General features: G+C 67.0%; 17 protein-coding genes and 4 tRNA genes. 13 read left to right on the top strand and 8 right to left on the bottom strand.

What is annotated here, in order from left to right:
• The 4 genes from QH276_RS09185 to QH276_RS09170 all read right to left on the bottom strand — a co-directional run.
• A partial coding sequence (locus QH276_RS09185; RefSeq protein WP_280406694.1) for a hypothetical protein occupies positions 1–395 on the bottom strand: 395 nt, incomplete at its 3' end.
• A gap of 114 nt (positions 396–509) precedes the next feature.
• Positions 510–1,217: a demethylmenaquinone methyltransferase gene (locus tag QH276_RS09180; RefSeq protein ID WP_280396699.1), complete on the bottom strand. Its 708-nt coding sequence runs from the start codon at positions 1,215–1,217 to the stop codon at positions 510–512.
• Between the two features lie 42 nt (positions 1,218–1,259).
• Positions 1,260–2,471 (bottom strand): glycosyltransferase family 4 protein, encoded by a 1,212-nt coding sequence (locus QH276_RS09175; protein ID WP_280396700.1) that lies wholly within the window; start codon positions 2,469–2,471, stop codon positions 1,260–1,262.
• A gap of 4 nt (positions 2,472–2,475) precedes the next feature.
• Entirely contained in the window at positions 2,476–2,895 is a 420-nt protein-coding gene (locus QH276_RS09170) for a DUF3592 domain-containing protein (protein ID WP_280396712.1), read from the bottom strand.
• 818 nt (positions 2,896–3,713) lie between these two features.
• Here QH276_RS09170 and QH276_RS09165 point away from each other — a divergent pair.
• Positions 3,714–4,220 carry a DUF2505 domain-containing protein gene (locus QH276_RS09165; protein ID WP_280396701.1) on the top strand — a complete coding sequence of 169 codons (507 nt, stop codon included), beginning with the start codon at positions 3,714–3,716 and terminating at the stop codon, positions 4,218–4,220.
• 84 nt (positions 4,221–4,304) lie between these two features.
• Here the strand turns inward: QH276_RS09165 and QH276_RS09160 are convergent, their stop codons facing one another.
• From QH276_RS09160 to QH276_RS09150, 3 genes are read right to left on the bottom strand one after another with little or no spacing between them, the layout of a single operon-like run.
• Positions 4,305–4,757 carry a VOC family protein gene (locus tag QH276_RS09160; RefSeq protein WP_280396713.1) on the bottom strand — a complete coding sequence of 151 codons (453 nt, stop codon included), beginning with the start codon at positions 4,755–4,757 and terminating at the stop codon, positions 4,305–4,307.
• A gap of 18 nt (positions 4,758–4,775) precedes the next feature.
• Positions 4,776–5,228: a helix-turn-helix transcriptional regulator gene (locus QH276_RS09155; protein WP_280396702.1), complete on the bottom strand. Its 453-nt coding sequence runs from the start codon at positions 5,226–5,228 to the stop codon at positions 4,776–4,778.
• Between the two features lie 6 nt (positions 5,229–5,234).
• Positions 5,235–6,506, bottom strand: a complete 1,272-nt coding sequence (locus QH276_RS09150) for a geranylgeranyl reductase family protein (RefSeq protein ID WP_280396703.1) — start codon at positions 6,504–6,506, stop codon at positions 5,235–5,237.
• A 239-nt stretch (positions 6,507–6,745) separates the two neighbouring features.
• Between QH276_RS09150 and QH276_RS09145 the strand changes: the two genes are divergently transcribed.
• Together QH276_RS09145 and htpX are read left to right on the top strand one after the other, a co-directional pair.
• The gene (locus QH276_RS09145) at positions 6,746–7,768 is read left to right on the top strand and encodes a polyprenyl synthetase family protein (RefSeq protein WP_280396704.1); all 1,023 of its coding nucleotides are present in this window, start codon (positions 6,746–6,748) and stop codon (positions 7,766–7,768) included.
• A 114-nt stretch (positions 7,769–7,882) separates the two neighbouring features.
• Entirely contained in the window at positions 7,883–8,755 is an 873-nt protein-coding gene (gene htpX / locus QH276_RS09140) for a zinc metalloprotease HtpX (protein WP_280396705.1), read from the top strand.
• Between the two features lie 11 nt (positions 8,756–8,766).
• On the opposite strand, the gene QH276_RS09135 is transcribed toward htpX, so the two are convergent.
• A complete protein-coding gene (locus tag QH276_RS09135) occupies positions 8,767–9,258 on the bottom strand; it encodes a YajQ family cyclic di-GMP-binding protein (protein ID WP_195058564.1) in 492 nt (163 codons plus the stop codon).
• Positions 9,259–9,511: 253 nt separating this feature from the next.
• Between QH276_RS09135 and QH276_RS09130 the strand changes: the two genes are divergently transcribed.
• The 10 genes from QH276_RS09130 (at position 9,512) to rplA (ending at position 14,540) form a co-directional block, all read left to right on the top strand.
• Positions 9,512–9,597 (top strand) — tRNA-Tyr (locus QH276_RS09130).
• Positions 9,598–9,780: 183 nt separating this feature from the next.
• A tRNA-Thr gene (locus QH276_RS09125) sits at positions 9,781–9,853 on the top strand.
• Positions 9,854–9,922: 69 nt separating this feature from the next.
• Positions 9,923–9,995 (top strand) — tRNA-Met (locus QH276_RS09120).
• Positions 9,996–10,039: 44 nt separating this feature from the next.
• Positions 10,040–10,210, top strand: coding sequence for a 50S ribosomal protein L33 (rpmG, locus tag QH276_RS09115; RefSeq protein WP_011211653.1), 171 nt, complete (start codon positions 10,040–10,042; stop codon positions 10,208–10,210).
• Positions 10,211–10,550: 340 nt separating this feature from the next.
• A complete protein-coding gene (locus QH276_RS09110) occupies positions 10,551–11,573 on the top strand; it encodes a fused (3R)-hydroxyacyl-ACP dehydratase subunits HadA/HadB (RefSeq protein ID WP_280396714.1) in 1,023 nt (340 codons plus the stop codon).
• A 277-nt stretch (positions 11,574–11,850) separates the two neighbouring features.
• A tRNA-Trp gene (locus QH276_RS09105) sits at positions 11,851–11,923 on the top strand.
• A gap of 32 nt (positions 11,924–11,955) precedes the next feature.
• Positions 11,956–12,321 carry a preprotein translocase subunit SecE gene (secE, locus tag QH276_RS09100; protein WP_280396706.1) on the top strand — a complete coding sequence of 122 codons (366 nt, stop codon included), beginning with the start codon at positions 11,956–11,958 and terminating at the stop codon, positions 12,319–12,321.
• 121 nt (positions 12,322–12,442) lie between these two features.
• On the top strand, positions 12,443–13,219 hold the full coding sequence (nusG, locus tag QH276_RS09095; RefSeq protein WP_280406693.1) for a transcription termination/antitermination protein NusG: 777 nt from the start codon (positions 12,443–12,445) through the stop codon (positions 13,217–13,219).
• Positions 13,220–13,304: 85 nt separating this feature from the next.
• A complete protein-coding gene (rplK, locus tag QH276_RS09090) occupies positions 13,305–13,739 on the top strand; it encodes a 50S ribosomal protein L11 (RefSeq protein WP_280396708.1) in 435 nt (144 codons plus the stop codon).
• Positions 13,740–13,820: 81 nt separating this feature from the next.
• A complete protein-coding gene (gene rplA, locus QH276_RS09085; RefSeq protein WP_280396709.1) occupies positions 13,821–14,540 on the top strand; it encodes a 50S ribosomal protein L1 in 720 nt (239 codons plus the stop codon).
• The last annotated feature ends 114 nt before the right edge of the window (positions 14,541–14,654 follow it).

The raw sequence follows: 14,654 nt of genomic DNA, 5'->3' as shown, positions 1-14,654 counted from the left end.
GGCGGGGGGTTGGGGGTGGTCATCGGGCCGGGCGCCGGGTTCTGTTCGATTGGGGGGGCGCCTTTGGTCCACTGGCGCCCGGGGTTCGCCGTTTGCTGTTTGCCCCCCGCCACCTTGGCTATCACCGGCGCGCGGGTGGCGCCGGTACCGGTCGTGACCTCGATGCCGCAGCCCACGCCGCAGTACGAGCACGCCGTTCTGGTGGTGGTCCCCGGTCCCGGTTCCCGGCTGTGTCCCCCGGGCGACAGCGGCAGCCCGGCGTGGTTAGGCTGCGCTTCGGCTCCCGGGCTCGACCCGCTCACGCCGTATCCCTCGGACATGGCGTGTCCATTGGGCATGAGCGAGGACCCTGCGTGGTGACGCTGCGCTACCGTCTCCGGGCCTGACTCGCTCATGCACCCGATGGTGCCCGCGACCGGTTTCCTCGGGTTTGCCCGATGTTATCGGCGCATCACATTCCACTTCACCGGCGGAAATCACAGCTGTGAGGAAAATGAACCCGGCGCCTGTCAGCTACCGAGTTTGTAGCCCCGATGCAGCGCGACCACCCCGCCCGACAGGTTCCGCCATTGCGCTCCCGACCAGCCGGCCTGCGTGACCCGGCGGCCCAGCTGCCGCTGGTTCGGCCATGCGCGGATGGATTCGGCCAGGTAGACGTAGGCGTCGGGGTTGCTGCTCACCGCCCGGGCGACTCGTGGCAGCGCCTTCATCAGGTACTCCATGTAGATCGTCTTGAACACCGGGATCACCGGTGTGGAGAATTCACAGATCACCAGGCGGCCGCCCGGTTTGGTGACCCGCAGCATCTCGCGCAGCGCGAGATCGATATCGGCGATATTGCGCAGCCCGAACGAGATGGTCACCGCGTCGAAGGAATTGTCCGCGAACGGCAGCGCCATGGCATCGCCCGCGACCATGGGCACGTTGCGGTGCCGGCCCGCCGCCAGCATGCCCTGGGAGAAATCGGCGGCCACACACCACGCACCGGATTTCCCCAGTTCCACGGTGGAAACCCCGGTGCCGGCGGCCAGATCGAGAACCTGCTCGCCCGGCCGCGGGGCGATGGCCCGGCGGGTCATCCACCGCCAATAGCGGTCCTGTCCGGCCGAGATCACCGTATTGGTGAGGTCGTATCGTCGCGCCACCCCGTCGAACATCGAAGCGACCTCATGCGGTTGCTTGTCCAGCGAGGCCCGAACCGATTGCGTATTCGCCACAGCCCGACCCTACTCGGCGCCGCCGGGTCGTGGGCGAGCCGTTCAGGCCGAACGTGATAACTGATATTCGGTGCCGATCACCTCGGCGTAGTGCCCCATGAGTTCGGTGCACAGGGCGGGCCAGGTGCGGTGCAGCACCGATTTCCGGGCGGCCGCGGCGAACCGGGCGCGCAAGTCGGGATCACGCAACGCGGCGATGGTACTGGGCAGCAGTTCGGTGAACTTCTCCACCGGCAGCAGATAGCCGTTACGGCACGGGGAGACGAGGTCGCGCGGGCCGCCGGCGTCCGGTCCGATCACCGGAACGCCGCTGGCCAGCGCCTCCTGCACACCCTGGCAGAAGGTTTCGTGTTCGCCGGGATGCACCATCACGTCCAGGCTCGCGTAGGCCTGCGCGAGTTCGTCACCACCGAGTTCACCGGTGAATACCGCACCCGGCAGCAGCGCGGCGAGTTTCGCCCGTTCCGGCCCGTCCCCCACGATCACCAGCTGAATCGTCGGGTCGTCGGCAAGTACCGCCAGCCGATCGACGTGCTTCTCCGGCGCCAGCCGGCCTACGAACCCCACCACCAGCCGGTCGCTGCCGCCGGACGTGAACGGATCGGGCCCGCCGCCGGGGCGGGACGCCGTAGCGCCTCCACTCGTGCTCGACCCGTGCAGCCACTGTTGCCGCAACTCGGGGCGCCGGGCGGCCGGGGTGAACCGCACCGCGTCCACTCCGCGTGCCCAGCGGTGGACTCGTGGAATCCCGTGCCGGGCCAGGTTCTCCGCCGCCGCGCTGGACGGTGCGAGGGTGCGGGCCGCGCCCTCGTGGATCCGGCGGGTCCAGCCCCAGGCCGCACGGCTGGCCAGGCCCAAGCCGTAACTCTTGGCGAATCCCGCCACATCGGTCTGGTACACCGCGACCGTAGGCAGGTCCAGTCGCAGCGCGGCGGCCAGGCCACCGGCGCCCAGCAGGAACGGGGAGGCCAGATGCACCACATCGGCATCGAAATCGCCGAGGACCCGGACCATCCCGGGCTGCGGCAGGCCGACGGGCAGCGAGCTGATCTTCGGCACCATCACCGCGGGCACCCGGTGCACCGGGAATCTGCCGTGGTGCCGCGGCGCGGGCGCACGGCCGCGCAGCGTATCGGGCGCGATGACGAGTGCCTCGTGTCCGTGCTGATCCAGATGATCGAGCACTCGCAGGACCGAGTTCACGACGCCGTTCATATTCGGGAGAAACGACTCCGCAACGATGGCTACGCGCACCCGGTCAGTCTGCGGGGTCGCGGGTCCCCGGCACGCGTCGCCGATATGACACCGGATCGAAGATCCGGCGAACACTCATCGAACCGGTTTCCGCCCGCGACAGCAGCCATAGGACCGGCAGGGCCAGCGCCCAGATCGTTGCCAGTACCGACAGCGCCGGGGGTATCGCGACTCGTACATCCCGGCCGGCCACGCGAACGAGATCCGGATCTGCCCGGTGGTATTCCACATTGATGCGTTCGCCCGCGGTCAGGTTGGTCGGGTACAGCACGCCGACCTTGGGATTGTGGGTCACACCGTCCGGGGTGACGTACATCACCGCCGACCGCAATCGTCCCGCGGACAGCACCTCACCCGTGGTTTCGCCCTTGTCGGACTCGATCAGGTAGTCGTTGCGCCAGGCCGCGAGTACCAGCAGCACCATCAGCACGCTCGCCGAAACGGCGGCGATCAGCACCCCGAGACGAATCCGCCGCAGCCGTTCGGCCCGCGCGGAACGGTCCGGGGTTTCGGGGGCCTCGGTAGTGGATGGTTCGTCCGGAACCTGCACCGGAGCCGGCGGCTCGGCCACGTCTGCCTGGTCGGGCACGCTACCTCCTCCGGATTCGGCACCCGGCCACGGTCGGCGGCCGGTACAGGGACAGACAATGTTCGGGTGCCGCCACACCGGGCGGCATCGCCGGACCGCTCACCTCCCGGGGCGGTCCACGGCACCGCAACAGCCTAATCACACCCCGGCGACGACGCGCACCACCTCTACGGCGACCGGGAGCACCGCAAGAGTCGCTGCGGGTCGGGCTTCGCCTGCTGTGGCGCCGTGAGCGACGTCGAGCGCCGCAAGGGTCGCTGCGGGTCGGGCTTCGCCTGCTGTGACGTCGCGAGCGACGTCGAGCATCGCAAGGACCCCACGGTCGGGCCCCGCCTCGTGTGACGCTGTGAGCGACGTCGAGCACCGTAGCGAGTCGCCCACGGGTCGGGCTCCGTCCGCTGTGAGCTGTGAGCACACCAGTGCGGGATATACGGTTCTCGACCGCACATCCAGGGGCCCGAAATCCGGCCCCGCGATGACAGCACGGTCGGCCCGCCAGAGGCGCACGGCGTGGATGGACGCGTCCGGCAGTTCTCCCACCGCGGCCGCGGGTGAGAGGCCGGGAGTGCTGTGCTCGGGTCGCGCCACGGGGACGTGGACGGCCGCGGCGGAAGACGATGGTACGTCCGGCGCGGTCGGCTACTGTGGCGCTCATGGCCCGTAAATTCGGCTTCACGCTGTCCTATCCGATCCCGGTCGCCGAACTCCACGCCGCGCTCACCGGGGAAGAACTGTGGCACGACCGTTTCGCCGGCGCGCAGACAGCCACACTCGATCTGTCCCATCCGGGCGGGCCGGGCACCATTCGGCTCGCGATGAGCGAGAAGATCCGCCCGGAGAAGATCCCTGGCATCGTCCGCAAGGTGCTCAAGAGCGATCTGGTCGTCACCCGGGTCGACAACTGGCAGGCGCTGACCGGCGATACCGCCGAAGGCACCTTCGAAGGCACCTCGTCGGCCATCTCCTCGGAGATGGCCGGAACCTACCGGCTCCGCCCCGCCGGCGACGGTTCGGAACTGGTGGTGGCCGGCTCGGTGAAGGTCAAGGTCCCGCTGGTCGGCGGCGCCATCGAACCCCTCGCCGAACAGTTGCAGCGCCGCGTGGTGGAAAGCGAACGCAAATTCATCCTGAAGTGGTTCGAGGAGCGCGCCAACGCCTGAGGGCCTCGGCGCGTCCGGTGGGCGTGTCCGGCTCCAGTGGCATCGGCGCGGGACTCGCTGGTTTGTGGCGTCGCCGTCCAGAGCTCAGAGCCCTTCGCAGGGCGCGTCCATCGCGGCGGAGGGATCGAATTCCTTCGGCTCGACCATGACCAGCCAGTTCCCGGAGTTGTCCCGGAACACCGCCTCCACGCCGTACGGTCGCTCCGACGGCGGCTGCACGAAATCCACGCCCTTGGCCGTGAGCTCCTTGTAGGCCTGCTGGCAGTCCGCGGTCGTGAGTCCCAGCGACCCGTGCGTTCCGCTCGCCAGCGAGCGGCGGATCGCCTCGGCGAGGTTGTCGTCCAGGGGCGGGCCGGGGACCATCAGGGTCACCTCGAGTTCGGGATGTTCCGGATGGGCCACGGTCACCCAGCGGAAACCGTTGTCGCCCATCTGCACATCGGCGGTTTCCACGAAACCGAGCGTGTCGATGTACCAGTTCTTCGCCTCGGTCTGGTCGGTCACGTACACCGTGACCAGCGAAATATTGGAGATGATCGGGGTCATGGTCCGAGATTAGGCGCCGCGCGTACGTCGCGGCTTCTCCGAAATTGCGCTGTCGGGCCGGCGGTCGGACAGGCCGTGCATGAACACATAACAGCCGGGGATCCGCGGCGCGCCGTCGGCGAATTTCGCCTGGTACTCCGACGGTGACACACCCACCAGTTCGGTGAACTTCCGCGAGAACGACCCGAGGCTGGTGTAGCCGACGAGCAGGCATACCTCGGTCACTGTCGTATTGGTGGCCCGCAGCAGATCCTGGGCCCGTTCGATCCGCCGTTCGGCCAGGTACAACGCGGGTGTACGGCCGTAGGTCGCGGCGAAACAGCGCAGGAAGTGGTACTTCGAGACCCCGGCGGCGGCGGCCATCCCGGTCAGGTCGAGCGGCCGCGCGTATTCGCGGTCGATGAAATCGCGCGCCCGCCGGAGATGGGGGAGCAGGTCCTCGGGAACCGGCCGGGCACCCATGGCCGGCTACCCGAACGGGACGAGTTCGTCGAAACGCATCGACGCGCGCCCGGCCGCCCGCCACGCCCGGGCCGTCAGGTCCACGTCCTCGTCGGTGACCAGATTGCCCATCACTCGAACCGCGGTGCGCTGCAAGAACTTCGACCGCATCACCGGGGGCCCGCCCATCGGCACCATGCGCGGATGGGTCGCCAGGCCGGCGATCCGGCGCGCCACCGAATACGTGCGGCCGTACTTGCGGCGCAACGTATCCGGCCAGAGCCGGGTGAGGTCGGGTTCGTCGAGCAGGCCGGCGAGCATATGCCCGCCCTCGAGCCCGTAGTCGATCCCTTCGCCGTTCAACGGGTTCACGCAACCGGCGGCATCGCCGACCAATGCCCAGTTGCGGCCCGCGATACCGGAGACGGCGCCACCCATCGGCAGCAGCGCCGAGGAGACCGCCCGGAGTGAGCCGGTCAGCTCCCATTCGTCGCGGCGCAGCGCGGTGTAGTGCTCCAGCAGCGGTTTCAGCGCGATATGCGAGGGCCGCCGCTCGGTCGCCAGCGAACCGACCCCGATATTCACCTCGCCGTTGGCGAGCGGGAACACCCAGCCGTAGCCCGGTACCAGTTCTCCTTCGGCGTTGCGCAGTTCCAGATGGGAGGTGATCCACTGGTCGGCGCTGCGCCCGGACGCGATATAGGCGCGTGCCGCCACGCCGTAGGCGTACTTCCGGTGCCAGGTCCGGCCGAGCAATTTGCCGACCGGGGAGCGAACCCCGTCGGCCACGATCAAGGTCTGGCAACCGATCTCGGACTCCCGGCCGCCCGTACGCACCACCACACCGGTGACCCGGTCACCGTCCCGAACGACCTCGGTGACCTTGCTGCCGTCGAACATCCGTGCCCCGGATTTGACGGCGGTATCGCGTAGTTTGTCGTCCAGTTCGGTGCGCGGAATCGCGCTGCCGTAAGTCGGGAACGAACCGGTGGGCCACGGCAGCAGCGCCTCGCGCCCGAATCCGGTCATCCGCAAACCGTGGTTGACGGTATGTGCGCGCACCCATTCGCCCAGACCGAGATGTTCCAGTTCGGCGGTGGCGCGCGGAGTCAGGCCGTCCCCGCAGGTCTTGTCGCGGGGGAATTCCGCCGAATCGAGCAACAGCACCTCGCGACCCGCCCGCGCGGCCCACGCCGCCGCCGCCGAACCCGCGGGCCCGGCACCCACCACCAGCACCTGCGCATGTGCGGGCAGCGGCCCCCGGTCGCTCTCGGCTGGTGTGGCTTCGGGTACACCCATGCGGTCAATAGTTACAGGCCGCCCTCGGCGATGTCGATGGCGGTACGGTGCCAGCATGAACGAGTGGGGCCGGAGCGGGTGCGGCGGTGCCGGTACCGACGCGCCGGTCGCCGCATCGGAATATGGGTCGATGCGGGTCTCGCCCCTGCTCGATCAATACAGTGACGGGGTTCATGGCGCTGTCGCATGGACACGCTAGGTTCATCACCGTGGGGTCGGACGCGTCCTTGGGAGAAGGTATGAGCACATCTGCTGTGAGCGAAGCCGGCACGGTGGTGGCGGGGGTGGACCTCGGCGACGCCGCCCTCGCCGCGACAGTGCGCACAGGGCTCGACCGGGTCGAGGAGTTACTGGTCGAGGAATTGTCGGACGGTGCGTCCTTCCTCCAGGAGGCGGCACTGCATCTGGCCAAGGCCGGGGGTAAACGCTTCCGCCCGCTGTTCACCATCCTCACCGGCCAGCTCGGCCCCCGCCCGGACGATCCGGACCTGATCACCGCCGGCACCGTGGTGGAACTGGTGCATCTGGCCACCCTCTACCACGACGATGTCATGGACGAGGCCACCATGCGGCGCGGTGCGCCGAGCGTGAACTCCCGCTGGGGCAACAGTGTGGCGATCCTGGCCGGCGACTACCTGTTCGCCCACGCCTCCCGCCTCACCTCCACCCTCGGCCCCGACGCCGTGCGTATCATCGCCGAAACCTTCGCCGAACTGGTCACCGGCCAGATGCGCGAAACCATGGGTGCGCGGGAAACCGCCGACCCGGTCGCGCACTACCTGAAGGTGGTCTGGGAGAAGACGGGTTCGCTGATCGCGGCGTCCGGCCGGTTCGGCGGCACGTTCTCCGGCGCCGGCCCCGATCATGTGGAGCGCCTGGCCCGGCTCGGCGACGCGGTGGGTACCGCTTTCCAGATCTCGGACGACATCATCGATATCTCGTCGGTCTCGGCGCAGTCCGGCAAAACCCCCGGCACCGATCTGCGGGAGGGAGTGCACACCCTCCCGGTTCTCTACGCCCTGCGCGACGAGGGCGCCGACGGTGATCGCCTGCGCAGCCTGCTGGACCATCCGCTGGAATCGGACGCCGAGGTCGCCGAAGCGCTGGAACTGCTCGGCCGCTCCGCGGGGATGGCGCGGGCCAAGGAGAAGCTGCGCGAATACGCCGATATCGCGCATACCGAGTTGAAGGCCCTGCCCGCGGGTCCCGCGAACGATGCCCTGGTCCGTCTGGTCCGGTACACGATCGAACGCGTCGGGTGAGCCCTGCTTCCGGCCGGTGACACCGGAACTCCGGGGCCTTCGTGGTCGTTGACGTGGGGTAGCGGTTCTGGCCGAAATCCGCGCGTCTGGGCGCGCCACGAAAACAGGAGTGCTATGCACGGGCACGGGTTTGCGAATGGGATGAAAACGTTCGGGCTCATGGTCGGACTTTCCGCGCTCATCGTGCTCGCGGGTGCGGCTTTCCGGAACACCACGATATTGGTGATCGCGGTGGTCCTCGCCGTGGCGATGAACGGTTACGCGTATTTCAACAGCGATAAACTCGCGCTGAAGGCAATGCGGGCGCAGCCGGTGAGCGAACTCGAGGCGCCCGTGATCTATCGGATCGTGCGTGAATTGGCGACCACAGCCCGGCAGCCGGTGCCGCGTCTCTATATCAGTCCGACGAACGCGCCGAATGCGTTCGCGACCGGGCGTAATCCCCGGCACGCGGCCGTCTGCTGTACCAGCGGTATTCTCCAGATTCTGGACGAGCGGGAATTACGGGCCGTACTGGGCCACGAGCTGTCCCATGTCTACAACCGCGATATTCTGATCTCGTCGGTTGCCGGGGCGATGGCCGCGGTGATCTCCGGTCTGGCCAATTTCGCGTACTTCGCCGCCGCTTTCGGCGGTAACCGGGGCGGTTCCGGTCCGAATTTCCTCGGTGTGCTGCTGGTCTCGCTGCTGGGCCCCATCGCCGCCGGATTGATCAAGCTGGCGGTATCGCGGTCGCGCGAATACCAGGCCGACGAATCGGGCGCCGAACTGACCGGCGATCCGCTGGCACTGGCCTCGGCGCTGCGGAAACTGGAGCGCGGGGTGCAGGCGGCGCCGTTGCCGCCCGAACCCCGGCTCACCGCGCAATCGCATCTGATGATCGCCAATCCGTTCCGTACCGGCGACCGGATGGCCCGGTTGTTCTCGACGCATCCACCGATGTCCGACCGGATCGCCCGGCTGGAACAAATGGCCGGGCGGCACTGAAGAATTCCGGGCTACCGGTAGTTCACGAACTGCAGCGCGATACCGAAATCCTCGCCCTTGAGCAGCGAGATCACGGCCTGCAGGTCATCGCGTTTCTTACTGGTCACGCGTAACTCGTCGCCCTGGATCTGTGCTTTGACACCTTTGGGGCCTTCGTCACGGATCTTCTTGGAGATCTTCTTGGCGTGCTCGGTATCGATTCCCTGCACCAGCGATCCGGTGATCTTGTACGTCTTACCGGAGGCCACCGGCTCGCCGGCGTCGAAGGCCTTCAGCGAGATATCCCGGCGGATCAACTTCTCCTTGAAAACCTCGAGCGCGGCCTTGACCCGCTCCTCGGATTCCGCGGTGAGCACCACTTTGTCCTCGCCCGACCATTCGATGCCCGCGCCCGTGCCCCGGAAGTCGTAGCGCGTGTTCAGTTCCTTTTCGGCCTGGTGCAGCGCGTTGTCGACCTCCTGCCGTTCGACCTTGCTGACGATATCGAATGATGAATCGGCCACACTGCGCTCCTGTTCGCTGTTGGATCACCCTGAGTGCCTACGCAAGCTACCTCTTTTGCGCCCCGGCGCTGACCCGCCGTCTCGATCGCGGCGGCCCGGCGGGTAATCGAGCCCGGTATTCACGATGTCGCCGGAAGCGCCGACCGGCGGTATTCCGGGCAGCTGGCCAGCCGGTTTGCATTCCGGGTGCGGGTTCGTTGTATCCTGCTGTGCGCACTCGGAAAGTGGCCGGAAGGCCGGGAGTGCGGTACCAGGCAGGTTGCCCGAGCGGCCAATGGGAGCAGACTGTAAATCTGTCGGCGAGAGCCTACGTAGGTTCGAATCCTACACCTGCCACCACGAACCCCCGCCGGTGAAATCCGGCGGGGGTTTGATCTTTTCCGGGTGCCGAGCACCGTCCAGTACAACCGAAAAACGGGCTCTGACCACTCGGTTTGGTGCTGTCGGCGGTGAGTGTGTACTCTCGTTCAAGTCTTCGAGGCAACGGGCCGGAGTTCACCGGTTCCGCTGCGGAGAAGTCGCGCCCCCTTAGCTCAGTCGGCAGAGCGTTTCCATGGTAAGGAAAAGGTCAACGGTTCGATTCCGTTAGGGGGCTCGCCGGATTGCCGGTGGTGTCCGACTCGGCACTCCAAGCCGCGACGTCGCCGTCGCAGATGGCGTATAAGGCGGTGTAGCTCAGGCGGTAGAGCAAACGACTCATAATCGTTGTGTCGCCGGTTCGAGTCCGGCCATCGCTACCCATACTGATTGACCCTCTGGTTGACCGGAAAGAAGGCATATCGTGGCCGCGAAGTCCACCGATGTCCGGCCAAAGATCACCTTGGCCTGCGAGCAGTGCAAGCATCGCAACTACATCACCAAGAAGAACCGGCGTAACGACCCGGATCGGCTGGAACTGAAGAAGTTCTGCCCGAACTGCGGCACGCACCGGGCGCACCGCGAATCCCGCTGACCCTCGGTACGTGGCGTCGCCGCTCCGGCGGTGACGCGCAACCTGCCGGGCAGGCCGGTTGACGCCGGTCGCGCGATACACAGGACTCCTGATGTCCTGATCGCCGTGACGCGCCTTTTCGGCGCGCTACAGTTATGGTTCTCTCACGGGTGGTACCCCGCCCGTTCGCGGTCGGCGATGGGCCGCGGTGTTGACCGGGCGGCTGCGCAGTCTCCCTCGGCTACGCCGGCTACCACCTACCTGGACTGACGTCCAGCCGCCAAGCAGACTCCGTGCTGCGGGGTCAGATAGGTACAGTCCTCCCGTGACAACGAACACCGGAACAGACGAAGTGGCCGCGATGGAAGCGGAGTTCGATCCCGCCGCCAATGCCGCCGCGATGGTCGGTCACCACTATCGCGTCGACGACTACTACGAGGTCGGCCGCGAGAAGGTCCGCGAATACGCCCGGGCCGTGCAGGACAGCCACCCGGTGCACTGGGATGAAGATATCGCCCTGGAGTACGGCTACGACGGTCTGGTAGCCCCGGTCACCTTCATCTCGCTCGTCGGCATCCTGGCCCAGCGCAAGCTCTTCGAAACGGTTGTCACCGGCTACGACCTGAGCCAGATCATGCAGACCGACCAGATCCTGGAATTCCACCGCCCGATCCTCGTGGGCGACCGGTTGACCTGTGACGTCTACCTGCATTCCTTCCGCCAGGCCTTCGGCGGCGACATCATCGTCACCAAGAACATCGTCACCGATCAGCACGACGAAGTGGTGCTCACCACCTACACCACCCTGGTCGGCCGCAGCGGCGGTGATATCGATCCCAATCTCAACGAGGCAGTGCGCAAGGTCCTGATGCACGGCATGGACTCGTCCATGCCCGATCACACCCCGCGCTCGCATCCCACGCCACCGGCGCCGGCCGCGCAGAAGGCGGTACCCACCCGGTTCGCGCGTTCGTTCGACGACGTCTCCGTCGGTGACGAGCTGCCCGCCCGGCTGGTACGCCTCACCCGCGGCGATCTGGTGAACTACGCCGGTGTCTCCGGTGACGCCAACCCCATCCACTGGAGCGACGAGGTCGTGAAGCTGGTGGATCTGGAAACCTGCGTCGGGCACGGCATGCTCTCCATGGGCCTCGGCGGCGGATTCGTGACCTCGTGGCTGGGCGATCCGGGCGCGGTGAAGGAATACAACGTGCGGTTCACCAGCCCGGTCTTCGTGAGCGCGACCGAACCCGCCGAGGTCGAATTCACCGGCAAGGTGAAGTCGCTGGATCCGGAAACCCGGACCGCGGTGATCGCGATCGTCGCCAAATCCGGTGGGCGCAAGATCTTCGGCCGGGCCACGGCAACTGTGCAGTTGTCCTGACCTGGTCGAGCGTCCCGATTGGCTTCTGTTGCCGACCGTGCCGTACACTCGGGTTTCTGGGGTCACCAGCCGATGCGCGCTGCTCTGCAAGGCTGGTTCCAGGCGGGGTTCTCGAGTATCGGCCACACCGGTTGAGTAGGCTCGGGTCGATCCGGTTCACCGGGCCCGCCGACGGGGCCGGCATCTGCCGGAGCGGCGCGCGTGTTGTGTGGCACCAGCGCCGATAATTGAATACCGCAATGTGGCTGGATCGCATGGCAGTATCCGGTTCAGCCGAAGGGGCGTAGCTCAAATGGCAGAGCAGCGGTCTCCAAAACCGCAGGTTGCAGGTTCAAGTCCTGTCGCCCCTGCCCTGGATGCCCGGCGATGAGAGAGGATCGACGTGACCGACGAGCGGGATGACACCGCCGCCGCGCAGCGGCCGAGCGGAAAGCGCTCCGCTCGGCGGGGCCGGTCCGCCTCGTCGGGCGCGTCCGATACCGGTTCGATCGCGACCATCGATCGGCCCGCGCGCAAGGACGAGAAGAAGTCCGGCCGGGCCGAGCGGAGCGGGTCACGGAATCCGTTCACACGCTTGTTCAAGTTCCTGCGTGAGGTGATCGCGGAACTGCGGAAGGTTATCTGGCCCAACCGGAAGCAGATGGTCACCTATACGACCGTTGTTCTGGTGTTCGTGATCTTCATGGTCGCGTTCATCAGCGGGTTGGATCTGGCGTTCATCAAGGGTGTCGACTGGTTGTTCGGCTAGCCAGGCGATATCGGCGCCGGTGCCCCGATCCGCGCCCCGCGGGCCGGACGCCAGACAAGACCGCCGCGCCCGAACCCGGCACGCAGAGGATGCACGTGACGACACAGGAAGCGAGTGCCCAGTGAGCACCCCGGAGAACGACACCACCGACGAGTTCCCGGTCGACGATCAGGCGGCCGAGGAGGCTGCCGTACACGTCGAGGAGCCGGCGTCCGACGCCGTGCCCGAGGCTGCCGACGAGGCCGCACCCGCATCCGCCGACGAAGGTGAACCGGATCCGGTCGAGCAGATGAAGGCCGTGCTGCGGCGTGCTCCCGGTGACTGGTACGTCATCCACTCGTATGCCGGCTACGAGAACAAGGTGAAGACCAATCTCGAGACCCGCGTGCAGAACCTCGACCTGGAGGATTACATCTTCCAGGTGGAGGTGCCCACCGAAGAGGTCACCGAGATCAAGAACGGTCAGCGCAAGAGCGTCAACCGCAAGGTGCTGCCGGGCTACATCCTGGTGCGGATGGATCTGAACGACGAGTCCTGGGGCGCGGTGCGTAACACCCCGGGTGTCACCGGATTCGTCGGCGCGACCTCGCGCCCCTCGCCGCTGACCATCAACGAAGTGGTGAAATTCCTGGTCCCGGCTTCCCAGCAGAAGAAGGCGGCCGCGCCCGCCGCTGCCGCGGCGACTCCGGAGACTGCCGGCGAGACCCCGGCCAAGCCGGCCATCGAGGTCGATTTCGAGGTCGGCGAATCGGTGACGGTGATGGACGGCCCGTTCGCGACGCTGCCCGCCACCATCTCCGAGGTCAACGCCGAACAGCAGAAGCTCAAGGTGCTGGTCTCGATCTTCGGTCGCGAGACGCCGGTCGAGCTGGAATTCACCAAGGTCGCCAAGATCTAGCGGCGGCGCCTGTGCCTCCCGGGGCGGTTGTCCTCGGGCCGGACCTTGCAGAGCGCAAGGAACACCACACAACTAGGAAAGAAAGATGCCCCCCAAGAAGAAGAAGCTCGCCGGGATCATCAAGCTTCAGATCCAGGCCGGCCAGGCGAACCCGGCTCCGCCGGTGGGCCCGGCGCTCGGCCAGCACGGCGTCAACATCATGGAGTTCTGCAAGGCCTACAACGCCGCGACCGAATCGCAGCGCGGCAATGTGGTGCCGGTCGAGATCTCGGTGTACGAGGATCGGTCCTTCGACTTCAAGTTGAAGACCCCGCCCGCCGCCAAGCTGCTGCTCAAGGCCGCCGGTGTGCAGAAGGGTTCGCCCGAGCCGCATCGCAACAAGGTCGCCAAGGTGACCATGGACCAGGTGCGCGAGATCGCCAAGACCAAGCAGGAAGATCTGAACGCCAACGATATCGATCAGGCGGCCAAGATCATCGCCGGTACCGCGCGCTCGATGGGAATCACCGTCGAAGGCTGACGGTCGTCGATCCCGCTTTTCGGTGGGAGGGCCGGCCAGGCCCGATAACCACGGCTGAACCAGACATAAGGACAGAGAAACATGGCAAAACGAAGCAAGGCGTATCTCGCCGCGGCCGAGAAGGTCGACCGCACCAAGCTCTACTCCCCGCTGGCCGCCGCGCGGCTGGCCAAGGAGACCGCCACCACCAAGACCGATGCGACCGTCGAGGTCGCCGTCCGGCTCGGTGTGGATCCCCGTAAGGCCGACCAGATGGTCCGTGGCACCGTGAACCTGCCGCACGGCACCGGTAAGACCGCCCGCGTCATCGTGTTCGCGGCCGGTGAGAAGGCCGCCGAGGCCGAGGCCGCCGGTGCGGACGCCGTCGGCGCCGAAGATCTGATCGAGCGGATCCAGGGCGGCTGGCTCGATTTCGACGCCGCGATCGCCACCCCCGATCAGATGGCCAAGGTCGGCCGCATCGCGCGTGTCCTGGGCCCGCGCGGTCTGATGCCGAACCCGAAGACCGGCACGGTCACCACCGATGTGACCAAGGCGGTCAACGACATCAAGGGCGGCAAGATCAACTTCCGTGTCGACAAGCAGGCCAACCTGCACTTCGTGATCGGCAAGGCGTCCTTCGACGACAACAAGCTGGTGGAGAACTACGGTGCCGCGCTGGACGAGATCCTGCGCGCCAAGCCGTCGACCGCCAAGGGCCGTTACGTCAAGAAGGTGACGGTTTCGACGAACACCGGACCGGGCATCCCGGTGGACCCGAACCGCACCCGCAACCTCCTCGACGAGGACGCGACCGCGTAAGGCATTCGGCAACCGGCTCCGATTGCGGGTGGGGAGGGGTTTAGGTTGCCCCCCCCAAACCGGGTTTAGGGCCGGGTTGGGGCCCCGGCGCCCCCAACCGCGCCCCGGGGGGGG

Origin of the sequence: Nocardia carnea, assembly GCF_029869215.1 — a bacterium.
Classification (GTDB): Bacteria; Actinomycetota; Actinomycetes; order Mycobacteriales; family Mycobacteriaceae; genus Nocardia; species Nocardia carnea_B.
Note: the sequence above shows the minus strand (reverse complement) of the source record. Positions and strands in the feature narration are given on the sequence as shown.

What these genes read in the sequence shown, in the direction of transcription:
- QH276_RS09155 (WP_280396702.1), bottom strand. Translation starts at nt 5,228, where the DNA reads ATGGGTGCCCGGCCGGTTCCCGAGGACCTGCTCCCCCATCTCCGGCGG.
- rplK (WP_280396708.1), top strand. Translation starts at nt 13,305, where the DNA reads ATGCCCCCCAAGAAGAAGAAGCTCGCCGGGATCATCAAGCTTCAGATC.
- QH276_RS09170 (WP_280396712.1), bottom strand. Translation starts at nt 2,895, where the DNA reads ATGGTGCTGCTGGTACTCGCGGCCTGGCGCAACGACTACCTGATCGAG.
- htpX (WP_280396705.1), top strand. Translation starts at nt 7,883, where the DNA reads ATGCACGGGCACGGGTTTGCGAATGGGATGAAAACGTTCGGGCTCATG.
- rplA (WP_280396709.1), top strand. Translation starts at nt 13,821, where the DNA reads ATGGCAAAACGAAGCAAGGCGTATCTCGCCGCGGCCGAGAAGGTCGAC.
- QH276_RS09110 (WP_280396714.1), top strand. Translation starts at nt 10,551, where the DNA reads ATGGAAGCGGAGTTCGATCCCGCCGCCAATGCCGCCGCGATGGTCGGT.
- QH276_RS09150 (WP_280396703.1), bottom strand. Translation starts at nt 6,506, where the DNA reads ATGGGTGTACCCGAAGCCACACCAGCCGAGAGCGACCGGGGGCCGCTG.
- QH276_RS09145 (WP_280396704.1), top strand. Translation starts at nt 6,746, where the DNA reads ATGAGCACATCTGCTGTGAGCGAAGCCGGCACGGTGGTGGCGGGGGTG.
- QH276_RS09165 (WP_280396701.1), top strand. Translation starts at nt 3,714, where the DNA reads ATGGCCCGTAAATTCGGCTTCACGCTGTCCTATCCGATCCCGGTCGCC.